General features: G+C 62.4%; 15 protein-coding genes, 1 rRNA gene and 1 pseudogene. 11 read left to right on the plus strand and 6 right to left on the minus strand.

The window, feature by feature from the left end; all coding sequences use genetic code 11:
- Window positions 1-391: 391 nt before the first annotated feature.
- From panF to D7D26_RS09705, 5 genes are all read right to left on the minus strand, one after another.
- Window positions 392-1,855, minus strand: coding sequence for a sodium/pantothenate symporter (panF, locus tag D7D26_RS09685; RefSeq protein ID WP_199674752.1), 1,464 nt, complete (start codon window positions 1,853-1,855; stop codon window positions 392-394).
- On the minus strand, window positions 1,848-2,129 hold the full coding sequence (locus D7D26_RS09690; protein ID WP_078017015.1) for a YhdT family protein: 282 nt from the start codon (window positions 2,127-2,129) through the stop codon (window positions 1,848-1,850). The genes panF and D7D26_RS09690 overlap by 8 nt, the downstream gene beginning before the upstream one ends.
- Before the next feature lie 537 nt (window positions 2,130-2,666).
- A complete protein-coding gene (brnQ, locus tag D7D26_RS09695) occupies window positions 2,667-3,959 on the minus strand; it encodes a branched-chain amino acid transport system II carrier protein (RefSeq protein WP_120372913.1) in 1,293 nt (430 codons plus the stop codon).
- Window positions 3,960-4,235: 276 nt separating this feature from the next.
- Entirely contained in the window at window positions 4,236-5,441 is a 1,206-nt protein-coding gene (locus tag D7D26_RS09700) for a DUF3798 domain-containing protein (RefSeq protein ID WP_078017013.1), read from the minus strand.
- Window positions 5,442-5,707: 266 nt separating this feature from the next.
- Entirely contained in the window at window positions 5,708-6,940 is a 1,233-nt protein-coding gene (locus D7D26_RS09705) for an aminotransferase-like domain-containing protein (protein WP_078017012.1), read from the minus strand.
- Window positions 6,941-7,333: 393 nt separating this feature from the next.
- On the opposite strand from D7D26_RS09705, the gene D7D26_RS09710 reads away from it, so the two are divergent.
- Together D7D26_RS09710 and hydE are read left to right on the plus strand one after the other, a co-directional pair.
- On the plus strand, window positions 7,334-7,660 hold the full coding sequence (locus D7D26_RS09710) for a hypothetical protein (protein ID WP_120372914.1): 327 nt from the start codon (window positions 7,334-7,336) through the stop codon (window positions 7,658-7,660).
- 34 nt (window positions 7,661-7,694) lie between these two features.
- The gene (gene hydE / locus D7D26_RS09715; RefSeq protein WP_120372915.1) at window positions 7,695-8,768 is read left to right on the plus strand and encodes a [FeFe] hydrogenase H-cluster radical SAM maturase HydE; all 1,074 of its coding nucleotides are present in this window, start codon (window positions 7,695-7,697) and stop codon (window positions 8,766-8,768) included.
- A gap of 59 nt (window positions 8,769-8,827) precedes the next feature.
- On the opposite strand, the gene D7D26_RS09720 is transcribed toward hydE, so the two are convergent.
- A complete protein-coding gene (locus tag D7D26_RS09720; protein ID WP_120372916.1) occupies window positions 8,828-10,642 on the minus strand; it encodes an O-antigen ligase family protein in 1,815 nt (604 codons plus the stop codon).
- A 717-nt stretch (window positions 10,643-11,359) separates the two neighbouring features.
- On the opposite strand from D7D26_RS09720, the gene D7D26_RS12175 reads away from it, so the two are divergent.
- The 9 genes and pseudogenes from D7D26_RS12175 to D7D26_RS09765 all read left to right on the plus strand — a co-directional run.
- Complete coding sequence (locus D7D26_RS12175) at window positions 11,360-12,313, plus strand: hypothetical protein (RefSeq protein ID WP_147413066.1); 954 nt, start codon at window positions 11,360-11,362, stop codon at window positions 12,311-12,313.
- Window positions 12,307-13,002: a YggS family pyridoxal phosphate-dependent enzyme gene (locus D7D26_RS09730; protein WP_078017007.1), complete on the plus strand. Its 696-nt coding sequence runs from the start codon at window positions 12,307-12,309 to the stop codon at window positions 13,000-13,002. Before D7D26_RS12175 ends, D7D26_RS09730 begins: the two co-directional genes overlap by 7 nt.
- A gap of 12 nt (window positions 13,003-13,014) precedes the next feature.
- Window positions 13,015-13,629, plus strand: coding sequence for a hypothetical protein (locus tag D7D26_RS09735; RefSeq protein WP_078017006.1), 615 nt, complete (start codon window positions 13,015-13,017; stop codon window positions 13,627-13,629).
- A gap of 3 nt (window positions 13,630-13,632) precedes the next feature.
- On the plus strand, window positions 13,633-14,106 hold the full coding sequence (locus D7D26_RS09740; RefSeq protein WP_078017005.1) for a DivIVA domain-containing protein: 474 nt from the start codon (window positions 13,633-13,635) through the stop codon (window positions 14,104-14,106).
- Window positions 14,046-16,187: pseudogene (recG, locus tag D7D26_RS09745) on the plus strand (ATP-dependent DNA helicase RecG); the annotation flags it as partial. The gene D7D26_RS09740 and the pseudogene recG, both read left to right, overlap by 61 nt.
- Entirely contained in the window at window positions 16,187-16,702 is a 516-nt protein-coding gene (locus tag D7D26_RS09750) for a regulatory protein RecX (protein ID WP_078017003.1), read from the plus strand. The pseudogene recG and the gene D7D26_RS09750, both read left to right, overlap by 1 nt.
- Window positions 16,703-17,019: 317 nt before the next feature.
- On the plus strand, window positions 17,020-18,552 hold the full coding sequence (rny, locus tag D7D26_RS09755; protein WP_078017017.1) for a ribonuclease Y: 1,533 nt from the start codon (window positions 17,020-17,022) through the stop codon (window positions 18,550-18,552).
- 9 nt (window positions 18,553-18,561) lie between these two features.
- A complete protein-coding gene (locus tag D7D26_RS09760) occupies window positions 18,562-19,371 on the plus strand; it encodes a TIGR00282 family metallophosphoesterase (protein WP_078017002.1) in 810 nt (269 codons plus the stop codon).
- 341 nt (window positions 19,372-19,712) lie between these two features.
- A 16S ribosomal RNA gene (locus D7D26_RS09765) occupies window positions 19,713-19,788 on the plus strand; the annotation flags it as partial.

Below are 19,788 nucleotides of genomic sequence, written 5' to 3' on the forward strand. Positions count from 1 at the left end.
GGCCGGAACAGGCGCCTGCGGAAGCGAAGTAACGGCCGAAACGGGAAAAACGGAACGAAGGATCCCCGAGCGGGGGACGCGCAAAAAACGCGTCTCCCGCTCGGGGATCTTTTCGTCGTTCGCCGCGCCGCATGAAGAGTATGCGGCGCGGTGGGAAAAACGCGGAAAAAAATTTAAATTCGTCTTGGCGCATATAACGTGATTCCGACAGTCAACAGGGTTTTTGAAAGGACGTTCCACGTGGAACGTCCAGACTGCGTGAGAAACGCTGTTTCGGCGCCCCGGCGCCAAACGGAACTTGTTGAAAAACAATGAAAGGCCCGCCTCGGCTGATTTTCGAGGCGGGCTTGTTTTTAAAATCGGTCCTGACGGTCTGGTCTTTGCAGCGGCGCTATTCTCCCCAGAACGTGTCGATCACGTCGCCCGGCGGCGGGGGAGTGAGCAGACTGACGGTGGCGAAGGCGGAAAGGCCGATGATCAGGCTGGGAACGATCACGTTCATGCCGTAGAAGTTCTTCAGCCACGCGCCCATGACGAAGTAGGAGCCGACGCCGCAGACGGCGGAGGCAAGCGCTCCGGCGGCGTTGGCGCGGCGCCAGTAGAGGCCGAGCACGAGCGGCCAGAGGAAGGCCGCTTCCATGCCGCCGAAGGCGAACAGATTCAGCCACACGATCAGGCTGGGGGGGCGCACGGCGGCGAGGAACACGACCGCGCCGAGGATGGCGGTGCTGAACACGCTCAGCTTTTTGACGCGCCGTTCGTCGCCGGCGGCGGCCGGATCGACGTAGTTGATGTAAAGGTCTTTGACGATGGTCGAAGACATCTGGATCAGCTGCGAGTCGATGGTGGACATCACGCCCGCCAGCGGCCCCGCCAGGAACACGCCCGCCACGACCGGCGGCAGGACTTTCACGGCCAACTGCGGCATGATCGAATCGGGCGTCTGCAGCCCCGGCAGCACGGCGCTGCCCAGCGCGCCGCAGAAGTGCATGCCGAGCATGATGAAGCTGACGACGAACGTGCCGATGACGATGGCCCCGTGCATCGATCGCGAGTCCTTGTAGCCCATGCAGCGCACGGCGGTGTGCGGCAGGCCGATCGTGCCGAAGCAGACCAGCACCCAGAAGGAAAGGATGAACGGCTTGGCGATGAAGTGATCGGGACCGAACGGCGTGAGCAGCGCCGGATCGGCCGCGGCGATCCGGCCCATGACGGCCTTCATGCCGCCTCCGGAAACGGAAATGCCCCAGATCATGGCGATTGTGCCGAGGATCATGACCACGCCCTGCAGCGCGTCGGTGAGCGCCACGGCGCGGAAGCCGCCGACGGTGGTGTAGAGGACGACCGTGCCGGCGAAGATCATCAGTCCCCACAGATAGGGCAGTCCGGTGATCGTCTCGAACAGCCGCGCGCCGCCGATGAACTGCGCCGTCATGGCCGCGAGGAAAAACAGGATCAAACTGACGGACGCGACCACGACGAGCAGCGGGCTGCGGTAGCGCTCGCGCAGAAAGTCGTTGACCGTGATCGCGTCGATGCGGCGGGCGACGATGGCGAACTTTTTGCCCAGCACCCCCAGCGTCAGCCAGGCCGTGGGCACCTGGATCACCGCCAGCAGCACCCAGCCCAGCCCCGTCTTGTAGGCCACGCCGGGGCCGCCGATGAAGCTCGACGCCGAAGTGTAGGTGGCGACCAGCGTCATCGCCAGAACAAAGCCGCCCATGCTGCGGCTGCCGATGAAGTATTCGCTGAGGAAACTTTTGCTTTTCTCCAGGCGCGCGCCGCTGTACAGCGCCAGCAGATAGACGCCGGCCAGGTAAGCCAGCACGGGAGTCAGCAGCGGCCAGTTAATCATGGGAAGCTTCCTCCTTTTCGTGCGGGGCCAGCGAGGCGTTTTTGAATAGGAACTTCACCATCAGCCACGCCAAAAAGCAGAACAACACCGGGCCGGCGACGGAACTATAAAAGAACCATTCCGGCAGCCCCAGCACGAAGCGGTAGCGCGCGGGATCTCCCGATCCCAGCCCGTAGGCGAAAGCGTACCACCAGACGAAGAACGACAGCGCCAGGACTATGGAGCACAGGGCTTCGAAGTTGGCCTGGCGAAAGCGGCGGTCCATGTTTTTCATGGGCGAGAACCTCCTCCGTTTTTTCGGCCGCTCTGAAAGCACATCGCGCCTTTCGCCGGTCCCGCGCCGGCGATATGCTGTGATCCCACAAGGCTCAGTACCGCCGTCCCCGCGCGGGCGGCCCGCGAAACGCGCGGAGAACTTCCGGCCGCCGTTCACATGACGGCGGCGTCCTTTGCACAACGAAGAGACCGACAGGCTCCATTATACGACAAATCCATGAAGGCTCAAGCGAGATCTTGCCGCCGTCCGCGCGCCGTTCCGTCCGGCGGCGTCCGAGGCGCGAAAACGAGACGGGAAACGGCGGCGTCCCAGGCAGGAACGCCGCCGTCTTGAGCGATTGCTACTATTCCGAAATACCGAACAGCAAGAGCGCCCCGAAGGAAATACGCAAAGCGAGTTGCGCAGACCGCGCAGCGGTCGAGACAGTTCTGAGCGACGGGACCTTCTCGGGGCACCGAGCTTTCACAGTCGAGTCATTCTACTAAAGAACGAGTATTATTTTTCGGGCGCTGCGTTTTTGCGGCGTCTCCTTGTTCAGGCTGCTCCGGCAATCCCGCCGAGGGCGCTCGTAAAGATCCAGGCAAAGCCCTCCTGCCCAAGCGGGATGGCGGCCAGCATATTTTTGGCTTGGTCAGCAACTGTGCTCACATGCTGTAAGCCATAGAGGATCCCTATGAGGAAAGCTCCGACGACGGCTCCTCGGTAGACCCCGGGGGTGATTCCCCGATCAAACAAGTTCAGGAGGATCAGGACGATGGCCACGGGGTAAAGAGCGTACAGGACCGGTACGGACAAAGAGATGATGTGCCTCACCCCGTACACCGAAAGGACGGCGCTGGTGGTGACGATGATCCAGACCAAGCCCCTATAGGAGAGCCGTTTGTCCAGGAGCTTTTCGAAATATCCCGCCACCGCCGTGGTGAGACCGATCGCTGTGGTCAGACAGGCGAAGGTCATGGCGCTGGCCAAGGCGTATCTGCCGGTGTCGCCGGCGATAGCGTCCACGAGTCTGACCGTGATGGCGGTGTGCCCGTCCTTCGTATTGGCGAAGCTCTCTCCCCCCGAAGCTCCCAGGTAGACAAGCCCTCCGTAGACAAAGAGGAAGCCCAGCATGGAAACGAGAGCGACCTTGACGGCCATTGATAGTCCTTCCTTAGTATTGCCGTGACCGTGCCCCATGATGTCAGCCATGATGATGCTCGCAAAGGCCATTGAGGCAAGAGCGTCCATGGTCTGGTAGCCCTCGGTGAAACCGAGAGCAAAGGCGTTGTCGACCACAGGAGCGGCCGGTTTGCCGATAGGCACGAGAATTCCCTTGACGATGATGAAGCCCAGCATCAGAATTAAAAAAGGGGTGAAGTATGTCCCAATCTGGTCAAGCACCTGGGAAGGATTGAGAGAAAAATAGAGCGTGACGGCGAAGAAGATGAAGGAAACCGCGATCGCGCTCCAGGAAATGCCCAGAATACTCCCCGGGTCAAAGGCCCCCAAAAGGGGAAGGATTCCCACCTCGAAGGTCGTCGCTGCCGTCCGGGGAATGGCAAACAGCGGCCCGATACACAGAAGGATGGCAAAATTGAAGGCTTTTGCAAAAGGCAGACTGACCTTCCCTGCAAATTTGTCGATATTGCCCCCGGCTCTGAATGTGGCAAGCAGCCCGAGCAAAGGCATTCCGATTCCCGTGACGGCGAAGCCTAAGAGGCCTGCGGGCCACTTTTGGCCGGAGACAATCCCGATATAGGGAGGAAAAATAATGTTGCCCGCGCCGAGAAACATGGCAAACAAACCGAAACCCATCACGATAATTTCCTTGTTCTTCGAGTTCATATGATCTCACATCCTAGGGGCTTTCAATCTCCGAGTCTCCTGGGGCGAGGGGGAACGGGGAAGGAGTTCGAGAGGAAACGTCCGAGTTTCTCTACCGACTCTTGGTGGAAAACGACGAACGAGTTGCCTCGCTCTTCGAAGGAGTCCAGTCGCTCAGGACTGTCTCGACCGCTGCGCGGCCTGCGCAACTCGCTTTGTAGATCTTCCCCGGGGCTTGGAGAACATTCGTCGTTTTAGCAAAGAATCAGTATTGCGGCGCGATCTTTTTAAGAGATCTTATTTGATCGCGAGATATTTCTCGGGGATCGGCAGCTCGGTGTTGCCCAGGTAGCCCTGGCCGAACACGTACGTGTCCTGATAGACCAGCAGGTGATTCTTCTTTTCCAGCCCCGTCTGCGCGTCGCGGTAGTAAGATCCGTTCCACTTGGCGCCGGGCGTGTTGGCCGCGTAAACGGCGAACAGGTCGTCGGCCTTGAACTGGCGGCGGAAATTCTGGGCGCTGACGCCGGCTTCCGCGCATTTTTTGCCGTACTCGGCGAGCCCGACCACGGCCGTGAAGCCGGAGGAATAGGCCCAGGTGCCCATGCGCTTCGCGCCGCCGCGCCTGACGACCTCCTCCTCGATGCGCTTGAGGATGGCGGGGAAATCGCCGGCCACGCTGGAAAGATCCAGGCCCAGCGCGCCGGGATAGCCCATCAGCGGCGAAGGCACGTCGGCTTCGACGAAAATGCCGCCGAGCGCGGCGATCTGCTTGAGCAGCGGCTCGGTGTGAGCGTCGTTGGTGCAGAAGAACGCCGTCTTCTGGCCGTAACGGTCAAGCCACGTGGGCACGTGTTCGAGGATGAACTGCTGCGCGCCGGCCACGCCGACGTCGCTCATCGGGTCGGGCGCCGTCTCGGCATGAAAGGCGATGCCCATGTCCTCGCAGGCCGCCTTCATGATGTTGAAGCGGCGCAGTTTGAGTTCCGAGCTGAGGTGGCGCGGGAAGGATATGTGCACGAAATCGGTGGCGCCCAGCTTCTTGGCGCCGTAGATGATCAGATAGCCGCGCGTGATCGAGTCGATGTTGGTGGCGAGATCGGCGATGCTCTCGATGACGCCGGGATCCTCCTGCGGCTGGCCGGCGAAGAGCAAAATGTCGGGACGCTTCTCGCGGATGCGGCGGAACGCCTCGGTCGTACCGGGCACGGCCGTCATGACCACGACCACCTTCATCAGCGGATCGTCGGCGAAGGCCGCGATCTGGCTGATGGTGGTCTCCATCTCGGCCATGAAGTTGTCCGGCATCGTCACGTGCTTGATGTAGCCGCCGTCGGCCACGTCGCCGTAACGGCGGATCAGTTCCTCGGCGCCGCGCAGGTTGTCCTCCGCCTGCGAGACGGTCTCGGTGCAGACGCCGATGTGGAACGGCGCCGCCGCGAAAGCCGTACCGGCCGCGCACAGGAACGCCGCCGCCAAAAGTGCCGTCAGAGATTTGCGCATGATGTATCCCTCCTGGAGTGGGAATATTCTATTCGGAGCTTCCCCCGTCGCACGGCGGGGGAATGGGGCTCTGCCGGGAACTTCCAGTTCGCCGGCGGGATCTTGAACGATGCGGCCGTATCCGCGATGATGGCATCGAACGCTTTCCATTCGCTTTCGGGGTAGGCGAACCGGAGCGCGCAGCCTACGAAAAACTCCAAACTTCTTTTCAAAAAAAGGAGGGGAAATTCCCCTCCCCATATGATTTACGAATGATTTACGAAGAACTACGCTTTGATCCCTTCGGCTTCGGCCTTCATCTCCTGGATGGCCGCGGCGATGCGGGCGATGCCCTCTTCGATGACCTCGGGCGAGCAGTAGGTGTAGTTCAAACGGGCGTTGTTGATGCAGGCGCCGGGCTCGACGGCGAAGGCGGAACCCTGGATGAAGGCGACCTTCTTGTCGAGCGCGCGCTTCATCAGTTCGTCGGTGTTGACGCCGGGCACGTTGATCCAGTAGAAGAAGCCGCCCTGAGGCTTGACCCACGTGACGCCGAGAGGCGCCAGATGGCGCTTCATGCTCTCTTCCATGGAATCGCGGCGCTTGCGGTAGTTGTCGATGATTTTGGGCAGATGCCTGACAAGGTGTCCTTTTTGGCAATACTCGGCGATCAGGGCCTGATCGACGGAGCTGGAGCAGAGATCGGTGCTCTGTTTGAAGACGCACATCTTGCGGACGATGGCGGGATCGCCGATGACCCAGCCCGTGCGCGTGCCGGGCGCCAGGATTTTGGAGAACGAACCGGCATAGATCACGTTGCCGACCGTGTCGAACGAGAAGATGGAGGGCAGATGCTCGCCTTCGTAGCGCACGTAGCCGTAAGGATCGTCCTCGAAAATGCCGATGTCGTACTCCTCGGCGATGGCCGCCAGCTTCTTGCGCTTTTCGACGCTCATGGTCATGCCGCCGGGATTCTGAAAGTTGACGATGGTGTAGAGGAACTTGACCTTTTTGCCCTCGGCGCGCAGCGACTCGATCAGAGCGGGCACCTTTTCGACCTGAAGGCCGTCGGCGTCGCAGGGGATGCCGCGGCACACGCCGCCGTGATTCATGAACACGGTGATGGCGGCCATATAGGACGGATCTTCGGTGATGATGACGTCGCCGGGATCGAGCATGGCCCAGGAGAACAGGTCGAGCGCCTGCTGCGAACCGGTGGTCACGAAAATCTGATCCAGGCCGACCTTGCGGCCGAGGCGCGGTTCCATGAAGTCGATCAGGAACTCGCGCAGCGCCGGGTTGCCGTCGGTGGTGCCGTACTGGAGCAGTTCGGTGCCGTTGTCCTTAAGCAGGTGCGCGCTCTCGTAGAACTCGTTGACGGGAAAGACCTCGGGCGCGGGCATGCCGCCGGCGAAGGAGATCATGCCGGGCTTTTTGATGACCGCGAGGATCTCGCGGACGGGAGAAGGACGCGTGTGCATTGCTTTGTAGCTGAAATTGCCATTCCAAGTGCTGCTCATGATGAAAAAACACCTCCTCAAAAATTTCGCTCTCATGCCTGCGGCGCGAGAGCCGATTCATTTGCGCTCCGGCGGAGAAAAGTTCTCGGGACCTTAGCTCCAATAGTGCATAATTGAATTATACAAAATAATTTTAACTCTGACTATAGAGAATCGGAGATGAAATATTTTTCCTGTTCAAAATTAAGCATAAAATATGATTTGTCGTTTTTTGTATGCAATAAATATCAGGATCGCCTTCTGACCGGGGACGGCCGGCGAACGAATCGTTTGGGGAGAATTTTCGAGGCATGGGCGCCGGCGTTCCTGGTGCCGTATGCTTGTCCGCCGCCGGCCGGATTGTTATAATGTTCGCCGGCGGAGGGAGAGTCCGCCGGAAAGGGGCGGGGGACGGTGGCAAAAAAACGGCAACAGGACGGTTTCTGGTCAGGGCTGCTGGTATCGCTGGCGCTCAGCGCCGAGTGGTCGGCGCCCGCCTGGATCGCGCTGGCGCTCCATCACTGGGCGGGGATTTCGCTGCGCTGGTTCTGGGGGCTGCTGGGGCTGTGGATTTTCCCGCTGGCGCTTTCGTCGCTGGCGATGGCCGTCATGAAGCGGGCCATCGACGCTCCCGAGCCGGAGCGCCCCAACAAGAATCCCTATTCGGTTCGACACCGTCCCGTTTGCGCGGTTGGAGAAGAAGAGGCGGTTTCCTCCCGGCGCGCCGGACGGGAGCTTTGACCGGCAGATGTCGGGAGCCGGAAAAGAATCTGCCATGGACGACAAAATCCGAACGCTCGCGGCGCGCCTGATCGCGGAACACGATCTGCCGCCACGGGATCTGCAGACGTTGCTCGAAAACAACTCGCCCGAGCTGCGCCGCACGCTGGCAGGCGCGGCGCAGGCGCTGTGCCGCGCCTATTACGGCGACGAGGTGTACGTGCGCGGCCTGATCGAGTTCACCAACGAGTGCCGCAACGACTGCTATTATTGCGGCATCCGCCGCGGCAACGGCGCCGTGCGGCGCTACCGCCTCGGCGAAGAGGAGATCCTCGGCTGCTGCCGGCAGGGCTACGATTGGGGATTTCGCACGTTCGTGCTGCAGGGCGGCGAGGATCCGCGGTATCCGCCCGAGCGCATCGCGTCGCTCGTGGCTTCCGTCCGCCGCGAGTTCCCCGACTGCGCCGTGACGCTTTCGGTGGGCGAGTGCAGCGACGAAGCCTATCGGATGTTTTTCGAGGCCGGCGCCGAACGCTATCTGCTGCGCCACGAGACGGCCTGCGACGGACATTACCGTATGCTCCACCCGCTGCGGCAGCGCCCGGAAAACCGCAGGCGCTGTCTGTGGACGCTGAAACGCCTCGGCTACCAGGTCGGCGCCGGGTTCATGGTCGGTTCGCCCGGGCAGAGGCCCGCGCACCTCGCCGCCGACTTTCAGTTCATGAAGGAACTGCAGCCGCAGATGATCGGCGTCGGCCCCTTCATCCCCCAGCGCGACACGCCTTTCGGTCACGCGCCGGCGGGCACGCTGGAACTGACGCTGCTGTGCCTGTCGCTGCTGCGCCTGTTTTTTCCCAAAGCCCTGATTCCCGCCACCACGGCGCTGGGCACGATCGCGGCGGACGGGCGCGAGCTGGGGATTTTGGCCGGAGCCAACGTCGTCATGCCCAACCTTTCGCCGCCGGCCGTGCGCCGGGATTACGCCCTCTACGACCGCAAGATCTGCACCGGCGAAGAAGCCGCCGAAGGCCGAGGCGTCCTCGCCCTGCGCATGAAAAACATCGGCCGCCGTCTGGCGGTCGGCCGCGGCGACGCCTATGGCTTCCCGCCGCGCTGCAAAAAATCCTGAGCCGATTTTCCGGCTCAGGATTTTTTTGTACGAAATATATCCATGTGGACGGCAGAAAATCAGCCTGCCGCTGCGCCTGCAGGCGGCTCCGGCGGGGCGTACGGTTCGAGAAATTCAAGCAGCGGGACGATATTGGACCGACGCGCGTAGTCCATCAGCGTGGCGAAGTCCTGCGCCGTGGGCTGCTGAACGAAGCAGGCGATCAGCTGATTGAGGCCGTCGGCGATGATCCCGCGGTCGCCGAGCTTTTCGCCCAGGCGGAGGCGCAGCATGGCCAGCTCGTGCTCCGCCAGGTCGCGCACCATCGGACTGTGGCGGGCGATGTTCATAAGCCGGACTTTTTCCTCCACGTCGTCGGTGAAGCTCTCGGCGCGGCGCAGCAGCAAGTCGGCGCGGATGCCGTCGATGCCGAACCAGAATCCGCCCACGGCCGCGGCGAGCATGAAGGCGCCCGTCAGGCGGTAGAACAGCGAAGGCAATTTCTTCGGCGCGAACGCGCCCTCTTCGCCCCGGAAAAGGTGGCGGCTGCAAAGCGCGAAAGCGAGAGCGACCCAGAGCGAGTTTTCGATGCGGTGGAACGGGCGCGTCCAGAGCGCGTCGAACCAGACCAGGAACAGGAACGAACTCCCCCAGAGGAACTCCATGGGCAGCCGGCGGCCGCGGCGGCGGCGCACGCAGCGGCACAACGCCGCCAGCCAGAGCAGGGCGGCCAGCAGCAGCGACAGAACGCCCCACAGGCCGAACTCGCAGAACCACTGCAGGATTTCGTTGTGCGCCCAGTAGGTGAACTGCCATTTCATGGTGGGATCGAGCGTCATGGCGGCGCGCTGCCCCTGAAGATAGTACCATTTGAACTGCCCCAGGCCGACGCCGGTCAGCGGCCGAAACGCGCCGACCTGCCACGACGTTTGCCAGATTTCCCGGCGGGCGGCGACGTCGGCGATATTTTTGATCATGTCGCGCGTCTTCAGCAAAAAGTCGAAGCCCCGCCCCGTATCGGCGAGGATGAACACGGCCAGCACGGCGAAGAACAGGGCGATGCCGAGGGCGGCGCGTTTGAGCTGGCCGCGGTCGCGCGAGGTGAAGAAGATCAGCAGCGCCATCGCCAGCGCCCCCACCCAGAACGCGAGGATCCCCGAGCGGCTCGTGGAACGGATCAGGCACCACGACATGACCACGTAGAAGAGCAGATTGCCGGCGATCATGATCCTGTTCCGGAGATTTTTGGCGAAAAGACCGCCGTAGCTGACGAAGAGGAACAACGACGAGAACAGCGCCATCGCCAGCCACAGCGCGAGCATGTTCTGCTGTCCCGTGTTGCCGATGTAGTGCCCCGGCGTCTGCATGACCAGCTTCAGGCCCCGGAGCGGCGCGACGAGGCCGCGTACCTGCAGCTCGGCGAAAATCCCGTTGATCGTGGCGTTCAGCGCCGCCAGCCAGAGGATCGGACGCAGCCAGCCTTCCTTGAAAAAGGAGAACGCCGCCAGATAGAAGACGACGCAGCCGGCGAAAAAGAACCACTCGCGCTGCCAGCCGGGCACGGAGCGAAGCGGTACCCAGCGCGGCTGCAGCGTCACGAAAACCATGAAGAGCAGCCAGTAAAGCCCCATGACGTCGAGGCGCAGCGGCCCGCGCCTGCCGTCGAGCAGCGCCGGGGCGCCCGCGCAGAGCGCCAGCAGACCGACGGGGACCAGCGCGAAACACCACTTCATCAGGTGCAGCGTCTGAAAGAACGAAGTGCCCGAATACACCAGGTTCGGCAGCGTCAGGCTGACCGTAAAAAGCAGGAAGAACAGCGCGCTGCGGAAAGAATCCCCGGCGTCGGGCGCGGTCTCCGGCACGGCGTGCGGCGGCGAAGCATCGTGCAGTTCCACGGCGAAGTCCCCTTTTCTTCTCGAGAATTTTCCATACTATAGCATAAGAACGGCCGCCATGAAGCGGGGATGTCCGCGAAAAAAGAAATTTTCCGCCGCCAAAACGATGCGGCGTCTCGTTGCCATCTCCAAATTTTTGACGTTTTGCGCTACAATAAAAAACTGATCGGAGCGATAGTTGAGTGCGGAGGCGCGGCAATGGGACGACATGACGTAAAATCGACGAAACAGACACGCGAAAAAACGGAACGCGTGCCGGCGGAAGGGAAAGGGATCGCCGCGCCCGCATCGACGGGAGACGCCGTAACATGGCCGCGGCGTCCGCGGCGGAGGCCCGATCTGAGCGGCGCTGCGCCGGGAAAGAGCATGGCGTCGGAGGCGCCGGCGCAGGACGTTTCTGACGGTTCGGCCCCGTCCGGGCGCGGCAAGCTCAAATGGCCCATACGTCCGCGTTCGCAGCGTTCCGTGAGGCTGCCGGACCTGCATGAAAGCGGCGCGGCGAGCGGGCAGATCAGCCGTCGCCCTTCCCGTCCGGCGGAGACGGAAGCGCCGGAGCGCGGCGGAGTTTCATGGCCTGCCGGGCGGCGCGCGGAGGAACCGCCCCGTTCTGCGAGGGCGGATGCAGGGAAAACGGTCCCGCAGCCTCTCTCTCCTCTCGGGACGAAACGCGCGGAGGAGAAACTCGCTGCAGCCGGGAACGTTCCTCCTTCGCGGCGAATGCCGGAGGATCAGCCCCACGCGAAAGAGCCGTGGCCCGTGCGTTTCCTGCGCGTCGTCCTGGCAACCGGCATCTGCGCGCTGGCCGCCGGATTCTATTTTTTGTGGGCCAGACAGAGCGCGGAAGAGGCCATGCCGCCGCTGTTCACGCCTCAGCCCTATTTCTACGAAGAAGAGCAGCCGGTTCACGCGCTGCTGCTCTGGCATGAGAAGGTGCTCACCGCTCCGTCGGGCGGCACGGTGCAGCTGGCTTACGGCGGCAAAGCAGCGGCCGTGGCCGACGACGAAGTGGTGGCGACCGTATTGACGCGCGGACGCACGATCGCGATCCGCACGCCGGCGCGGGGGTACTTTTTGCCGGCCATCGACGGCGCGGAAGACCACTGGGATTATCCGACGCTGTGGCTCGGTTCCGGCTTGCTCCCCAAAGCGCCGGAGCTGCGCTGGGTCGAGGATCTGAAGCCGCTCGACACGGCCGTCCGCGCGGTGGGCAAACTGATCTACCTGCCTCAGGAGCCGCGCGCGATCTTTTACCTTGATCTGACCGACCGGCTGCGGGCCGGACTGGAGCGCGGTTCCATCTCCATCCGCCGCGAGTCGAAGGGGCCGAAGTGGACGGCGCGCGTGCGCGTGTACGTGAAGTACGGCGACGAGCGCGCCAAAGTGGCGCTCGACATGCCCTATTTCCCCATGGACATGGCGCTGTCGCGCGAGGTGGACTTCCTCGTCTGTTCCGACGAGGATGCGGGGCTGGTGGTGCCGGACTCGGCGGTGACGATCCGCCACGGCACCTACGGCGTTTTCGAGCTGGTCGGCGACCGGCTCGTCTTCCGCAGCGTCACCGGAAAGCCCATCGAGGACGGCCGTTTTTTCATCGCCTCGGGGCTTTCCGCCGGAAATCCTGTTATACTTGAAGCGGCAAATGCCGAAGAAAAGAGGGTGCGGTTATGGTAGAGTCGGAAATGTTCGCGTCGATCCGGTCGATTCTGGACCGCATGGAATTGGCGGCGCTGCGGAGCGGCCGCAGGGCGTCGGATGTGACGCTGCTGGCGGTGAGCAAGACCAAGCCGCTGGAAACCGTGGTCGCGGCGGCCCGTACCGGACTGGTGACTCATTTTGGCGAAAATCGCGTTCAGGAAGGACAGGCCAAGATCCCAAACTTTCCCGCGGAGCTCGGCGCCGTCTGGCATCTGATCGGCCATCTGCAGCGCAACAAAGCGCGCAAGGCGGTGGAGCTCTTCGACGTGATCGAAAGCATCGACGGCGAGGAGATCGCCGCGGCGGTCGAGCGCGTCTGCGCCGAAAAGGACCGGCGCCTGGACGTGTTGATCGAGGTCAACAGTTCCGGCGAAGCGTCGAAAACGGGAACGCCGATGGCGGAAGTTCCCGCGCTGGCGGATTTTGTCAGAGGACAATGCCCGCATCTGGCGCTTCAGGGGCTGATGACCATCGGCCCGTTGGGCGGCGACGAAAAAGCGGTCCGCGGCGCTTTCGACGCCACGCGCGAACTGCGCGACCGCCTGCGCATTTCGGCGGGCGATCTGCCGCGTCTTTCCATGGGCATGAGCGGCGATTTCGAGTGGGCGATCGAACAGGGCAGCACCGAAGTTCGCGTGGGCACCGCAATCTTTGGACATCGTTAGGAGGAAATCCCCATGGCCAACAAGCTTTTGTCATTTCTCGGTCTCGCCGACAGCGGCGACGTCGTGGTGGAATCTCACCGGAACAAGAAGCGTCGTACCGACTATATGAAGAAGATCCAGCGCCTTGTCGTCCCCGACGATGAGGAAGAAACGGAAGTCCCTGCGGCGGAAAACGAAGCGGCTCCCGCTGTAGTGGAAGACGAACGGGCTTTTGCCGCCGCGAACGCCGTCGAAGAAAACGGCGGACCTGAGGAAGCTGCGGAGCTCGAGAGCGACGGCGGACGTCATGCGGCCGGCTCTTCCGGCTCTTTTTCCAGCCGTCTGCGCCGCTTCGGCGAGTCGCTGCGCCGTCAGGATGAGGCGGCGCAGCCGCTGGTGCTGGTCAAAAAAGGCGTCGCCGGAATGCTCGACGACATCGAAGACGCGCTCGTAGAGGGACAGACGGTGATGCTCGATTTCGAAAAGGAAGACCGCAAAACGGCCGCCGACGTGGCCCGCCGCATGGCGGATTTCGTGCGCATGCACGACGGCGCCTTCTACACGGTGACGAGCACGAGCCTGTTGCTTTCGCTGAACAAAAACGCCGTGATCGAATGGCTGCCTGAAGAAAACGGCCGGGAGCAGTAGGGGATGGCAAACGACCTGGACTTGCTCAAGGTCGTGGACGTGGAGGGCGTCGTTTTCTCGCGGGGCCTGCGCGGCTATGCGGCCGACGAAGTCGACGAGTTTCTCGACCGCGTCGCCGACACGCTGCAAAGATATTCCGAACTCCACGCCACCGACCAGATGCGCATCCGCGAGCTGGAGACGACCATCAGAGAGAACGACGAGCTCAAGGTGTCGCTGCAGAACGCGCTGACCATGGCGAAAAAAACTTCCGAGGACTTTCTCGCCTCGTCCCAGAAGGAAAGCGAAGCCGTGCTCGCGCAGGCGAAAGCGAGAGCCGAAGGCATCCTGGCCGACGCCGTCGCGCAGAAAACGCAGCTTCTCGGCGAAATCGAGGAACTGCGCCGCTCGAAAGAGCATTTCGTCGCCGACGCCAAGGCCGCGGTGCTGCGGTACAACATGCTGCTCGACGGCCTGCAGGAGAAGCAAGGTCAATGAACCGGGGCTTCCTCCGCCTGGACGACCCGGTGACGGCCATCCGCGGCATCGGCGAGGCAAAGGCGCTGCTGCTTCAGCGTCTCGGCATCGCGACGGCGGAAGATCTCGTGTATTTTTTCCCTCGCCGCTACGAAGACCGGCGGCAGATCGTGACGATCCAGGATCTTGCGCCCGGCGGGCCGCCTCAGGCCTTCCGGGCTCGAGTTGTTTCCATCGAACAGCGCGTGGCGCGAAGCAACCGCCGCATGCAGATCACGCGCGTCTGCCTCAGCGACGGCAAAAACGTGGCCTGGGCCCTGTGGTTCAACCGCTGGAACCTGAGCAAAATCTTGCGGGAGGGTATGGAACTGGCGCTTTACGGCTCGCTGGAGCCGCGCCGTCCCGTGCCGGAGCTGCTCAATCCCGAGTTCGAGATCCTCGACGGCAGCGATCCGCGCAGCGTGGGGCGCATCGTGCCCGTTTATTCCGCGACGGCTGGGCTGAACGAAAAATGGCTGCGCCGCGTCATCGACACGGTGCTCGAAACCCTGGCCCCGACGATCCCCGATATCCTGCCGCCGCCGATCGTCGAGAAGTTCCATTTTATCGACGCCGCCTCCGCCGTGCGCCAGATGCATCAGCCCACTGACGAGGCGCTTTTCCGCGCCGCGCGGCAGCGCCTCGTCTTCGAGGAGTTCTTTCTGCTCCAGGTCGGTCTGGCGCTGCGCCACCGTCGCGGCTGCCTCGAAAGGAAAGCCCCCGCGCTGACCGGGCAGGCGGACCTGACGCGGAAGTTCCTCGCCGGGCTCCCTTTCGAACTCACCGACGATCAGCGCCGCGTCGCGCAGGAAATCGCCGACGACATGCGCCGTTCCGTGCCCATGAACAGGCTGCTGCAGGGCGACGTCGGTTCGGGAAAGACCGTCGTCGCCGTGCTGGCGATCCTGCAGGCGCTCGACTCGGGCGTGCAGGCCGCCATGATGGCGCCGACGGCCGTGCTCGCCCAGCAGCACGCGCTGACGCTGAGCCGGTGGCTCGAACCTCTGGGCGTCGAAGTCGGCCTGCTGACCGGCGGCGTCGCGCCCGCCGAAAAGAAAAAAATCCACGAGCGTTTGTCCGACGACACGCTGCGCGTCGTCGTCGGCACCCATGCGCTGATTCAGGAAGCCGTCAGCTTCAAGCGGCTCGGCCTGATCGTCATCGACGAGCAGCACCGCTTCGGCGTGCTCCAGCGCAAGGCCCTGAACAGCAAAGCCGGCGCCGAAGCGCCGCATACGCTGGTGATGACGGCCACGCCGATCCCGCGCACGCTGGCCCTTTCGGTCTACGGCGACCTGGCCGTGTCCACGATCCGTCAGCTGCCGGACGGCCGCCAGCCCGTCAAATCCGTGTGGATCGGCGACAACCGCCTGCCGAGAATGCTGCGTTTCCTCGAAAGCGAAATGGCCGCCGGCCGTCAGATCTATTGGGTCTGCCCGCTCATCGAGGAAAGCGAGAACTTCGACGCCGCGCCGCTGGAGTCGCGCTTCGAACGGCTCCGGCGCGAATTTCCGAAGCGGCGTTTGGCCATGCTCCACGGGCGCATGAGCGAAAAGGAAAAAAACGCCGTCATGACCGAATTCTCGGCGGGACGCATCGACCTGCTCGCCTCCACGACCGTCATCGAAGTCGGCGTCGACGTGCCCAACGCGACGGTGATGGTCGTGGAAAACGCCGAACGCTTCGGCCTCTCGCAGCTCCATCAGCTGCGGGGCCGCGTCGGCCGCGGCCCCGCCAAGTCCTGGTGCATCCTCTACGCCGATCCGAAAAATCCCGAGGCGGAACACCGCCTCGATCAATTCTGCTCCCTCAGCGACGGCTTCGCGATCGCCGAGGCGGACATGCAGATGCGCGGTCCGGGCGAGTTCTGCGGCGTGCGCCAGCACGGCCTGACGGATTTCCGCGTCGCCGATCTGATCCGCGACGGCGCCGTCATGGAAGTCGCGCGCCAGGAAGCCTTCGCTCTGATCGCGCAGGGCGATCCCTACGAGAGCTTCCCACTGCTCATGCAGGCCGTGCTGAGCCGCTACGGGCGCATGCTCGACATCGCGAGGACCGCCTGATGAAAGAAGAGCGCTCCCTGCCTTTTTCCGCCCTGCCCGACGAAGACATGAAGTGGGAGTCCGTGCTGATCCGCCTCGTTTCGACCCCGCGCACGCGCAAAGAGCTGGCGCGGAAACTGCGCGAGCGCCGCTGCCCCGAGGAGAAAGCGGCGGAGCTGCTGGACCGTTTCGAAGAGATCGGCATGATCGACGACCGCGCCTACGCGCTGCTCTACGTCGATTCCAAGCGCGATTTCGGCCTGCGCCGCCTGCGCGACGAACTGAGAGCGCGCGGCGTCAGCCATGCCGATATCGACGACGCCCTTGCGGAGAGCGGAATCGACGAGGCCGAACGGGCGCTGCGCCTGGCGCGCCAGTGGGGAAATCAGCGCGGCATGACGCCGCAAAAACTCGACGCTCGTCTGCGCCGCCGCGGCTTTTCGTCGTCCGCGGTCCGCAAGGCGTTTTCGCAGTTGCATGAAGAACTTGAAAATTTCCGCAGTCTCGGCGAAGGGACTGGCGGCGATGAAGAATAACGGTACAGAGCGATGCGCGGAAGCTCATGAGGAACTCTTTTTCTCATGGGCTTCCGCTGTTGTAAACGATGGATGTCCGAAAACGCACGAAGATTTTTCCGGCCTTTTTATGGGGAAATTTTTACGTTTTCCCCTTGTGAAGTTTCGCAGATAACTGTAAAATAAAAAACGTTACAGGCAGATTTTTGTCAAGCCCGCGTTCCCCTCAACATATGTTTTCATTTATTTTTCGAAGGGATGCCGGCTTCCGCTGCCGCCTGAAAATGGGCGGGGCGATTTTATATTGACAAATTCATAAGGAGTGAGAACTTTTGAGTATTTATCTGGTACTTGGAGTGCTCCTCGGCATCATCGGGGGCACGGGGGCGGGGATGTTCATCGCCAAGGGCGTGGCCGCGCGCAAGGTGGCGGAAGCGCGCTCTCAGGCGGAGAACATCGTCAAGGAAGCGCGGTCCAGCGCCGAGCGCGACAGCAAGCTGCTGGTGTCGGAGGCGCGTGACGAAGCTTCCAAAGTCCGCCTCGAAGCCGAGCGGGACGCCAAGGAGCGGCGCGTGGAGCTGCAGCGCACCGAACGCCTTCTGGAGCAGAAAGAAGAGAAACTCGACCGCAAGCTGGAAAAGCTCCAGCACCGCGAGGACGAGATGAAGACCCGTCAGGACGATCTGGAAAAGAAGATCCAGGAAGCCGACGAGCTCTGCAAGAGGCGCGTCACCGACCTCGAACAGATCGCTCAGATGACCAGCGACCAGGCCCGCGCCCAGCTGCTTCATGAGGTCGAAGACAGCGCTCAGCACGCGATCGGCCTGCGGCTGGCGGAGATGGAAGCCCAGGCCCAGCGCGACGCGAACAAGAAAGCCCGCGAGATCATCGTCACCGCCGTGCAGCGCTGCGCCGTGGAGAAATCCTCGGACGTCGCCGTCAGCACCGTGTCGCTGCCGAACGACGAGATGAAGGGCCGCATTATCGGCCGCGAAGGCCGCAACATCCGCGCCTTCGAGACGGCCACCGGCGTCGACCTGATCGTCGACGACACGCCGGAAGCGGTGACGCTGAGCTGTTTCGACCCCGTGCGCCGCGAGATCGCCCGTCTGTCGCTCGAAAAGCTGGTTGTGGACGGCCGCATCCATCCTGCCCGCATCGAGGAGCTGGTCGCCAAAGCGACCGCCGAAGTGGAGGAGTCCATCGCCGACGCCGGCGATCAGGCGCTGATGGAACTCGGCATCAAGCAGATGAATTCCGAGCTGGTCCGCACCATCGGCCAGCTGCGCTACCGCTACAGCTACGGCCAGAACGCCCTGCAGCACAGCATGGAAGTGGCGTACATCTCCGGCATGATCGCCTCCGAGCTGGGCGTCAACGAAGAACTGGCCCGTCGCGCCGGCCTGCTTCACGACATCGGCAAGGCCGTCGATTTCAAGATCGAGGGCCCGCACGCCCTGATCGGCGCCGACCTCGCCAAACGTTACGGCGAGCCGCCCGAAGTCATCAACGCCATCGGCTCGCACCACGAAGACATGGAAGTCAAGAGCATTTACGACGTCATCGTCGCCACCGCCGACGCCATCAGCGCAGCGCGCCCCGGCGCCCGTCGCGAGAGCATCGACGCCTACGTCAAACGTCTGGAAAAACTCGAGACCGTGGCCAACGGCTTCAAGGGCGTCAGCAAGGCCTTCGCCATCCAGGCCGGACGCGAAGTCCGCGTGCTGGTCGCGCCCAGCGTCCCCGACGAGGCGTCCGTGGCCAAACTGGCTTACGACATCGCCCGCAAGATCGAGGAAGAACTGAAGTATCCCGGCCAGATCAAGGTCACCGCCATCAAGGAGATCCGCGCCTCCGACCTTGCCAAGTAGGCTTCGCCCATGAGAATACTCTTCGTCGGCGACGTCGTCGGCAGCCCCGGGCGAAACGCCTTTTTCGCCATGCTGCCCAAGCTGCGCCGCCTGAAAGGCCCCTTCGATTTCGTCCTCGTCAACGGCGAAAACAGCGCCGCCGGCCGCGGCCTCACCGAAAAGATCATGAACGAATTTTTCGCCGCCGGCGTAGACGGCATCACCTCGGGCAACCACATCTGGGACAAAAAAGAGTTTCTTCCTCTTCTGGATGAAGAGAGCCGCGTCCTCCGTCCCCTCAATTACCCGCAGGGCGTGCCCGGCCGCGGCTGGACGATCCTTGCCGGCAGGAACGGCAAAAGACTGGGCGTCGTCAACATCCAGGGACGCGTTTTCATGCCCCTCACCGACTGCCCCTTCCGCGCCATGGACGAGGTACTGCCGAAACTCGGCGACGACATTCCCGTCTTCGTCGATTTCCACGCCGAAGCCACCTCGGAAAAACGCGTCATGGGACTGTACCTTGACGGAAGGGTTTCCGCCATGGTCGGGACCCATACCCACGTCCAGACGGCCGACGAAGAAATCCTGCCCGGCGGCACCGCCTACATCAGCGACGTCGGCATGACCGGCGCGTTCCGCAGCTCCATCGGCATGACCTACGAAAGCGTTTTGCCCCGGTTTCTCACCTCTTTGCCGGCTAAGTTCGAAGTTGCCCAGGAGGACGTGCGACTGAACGGCGTGATCGTTGAGATCGACGACGAGGACGGCAGAGCCTGCGGCATCGAACGCGTGGCGATTCGCTCAGGTGAATTGGACGAACTCACCGGCAAAAACTGAGCCGAAAAAAATGCGCAACAGAAAAATCCCGAAAACCGGCGTTTTCGGGATTTTTCTGTTGCCGGCAGGCATTGAGCGCCGTTTCAGCGATCTGTGGAATTTGATCGTTCGGGGCCGTTTGCGATATGAAGCTTTGTAGATTACAAATAAGCCAATAACATAACTAAAAGAAGATATAGACAAAAAATGCTCCAGGGTGTATCATTTCCCTTGCACTGAACGAAACGCGGTTCACATTGGATCGCCAAACGTCAGTGCAGCCCCTTGACAACCGAAGAGGACGAGGAAGAGAAGCCAAGCGGGAACGATCCGAGAAGATGGAACAGGTAAGGATAAAGGATTCAACGGAGAGTTTGATCCTGGCTCAGGACGAACGCTGGCGGCGTGCTTAACACATGCAAGTTGAGCGAGGATGAT

Origin of the sequence: Pyramidobacter sp. CG50-2 (assembly GCF_003612005.1) — a bacterium.
Classification (GTDB): domain Bacteria; phylum Synergistota; class Synergistia; order Synergistales; family Dethiosulfovibrionaceae; genus Pyramidobacter.

Excerpts from the sequence above, each read along its gene's own strand:
- D7D26_RS09705 (WP_078017012.1), bottom strand. The coding sequence starts at position 6,940 with ATGAGCAGCACTTGGAATGGCAATTTCAGCTACAAAGCAATGCACACG.
- D7D26_RS09730 (WP_078017007.1), top strand. The coding sequence starts at position 12,307 with ATGGTAGAGTCGGAAATGTTCGCGTCGATCCGGTCGATTCTGGACCGC.
- hydE (WP_120372915.1), top strand. The coding sequence starts at position 7,695 with ATGGACGACAAAATCCGAACGCTCGCGGCGCGCCTGATCGCGGAACAC.
- D7D26_RS09750 (WP_078017003.1), top strand. The coding sequence starts at position 16,187 with ATGAAAGAAGAGCGCTCCCTGCCTTTTTCCGCCCTGCCCGACGAAGAC.
- D7D26_RS09760 (WP_078017002.1), top strand. The coding sequence starts at position 18,562 with ATGAGAATACTCTTCGTCGGCGACGTCGTCGGCAGCCCCGGGCGAAAC.
- D7D26_RS09735 (WP_078017006.1), top strand. The coding sequence starts at position 13,015 with ATGGCCAACAAGCTTTTGTCATTTCTCGGTCTCGCCGACAGCGGCGAC.
- D7D26_RS12175 (WP_147413066.1), top strand. The coding sequence starts at position 11,360 with ATGCCGGAGGATCAGCCCCACGCGAAAGAGCCGTGGCCCGTGCGTTTC.
- D7D26_RS09700 (WP_078017013.1), bottom strand. The coding sequence starts at position 5,441 with ATGCGCAAATCTCTGACGGCACTTTTGGCGGCGGCGTTCCTGTGCGCG.
- D7D26_RS09690 (WP_078017015.1), bottom strand. The coding sequence starts at position 2,129 with ATGAAAAACATGGACCGCCGCTTTCGCCAGGCCAACTTCGAAGCCCTG.
- D7D26_RS09740 (WP_078017005.1), top strand. The coding sequence starts at position 13,633 with ATGGCAAACGACCTGGACTTGCTCAAGGTCGTGGACGTGGAGGGCGTC.
- panF (WP_199674752.1), bottom strand. The coding sequence starts at position 1,855 with ATGATTAACTGGCCGCTGCTGACTCCCGTGCTGGCTTACCTGGCCGGC.
- brnQ (WP_120372913.1), bottom strand. The coding sequence starts at position 3,959 with ATGAACTCGAAGAACAAGGAAATTATCGTGATGGGTTTCGGTTTGTTT.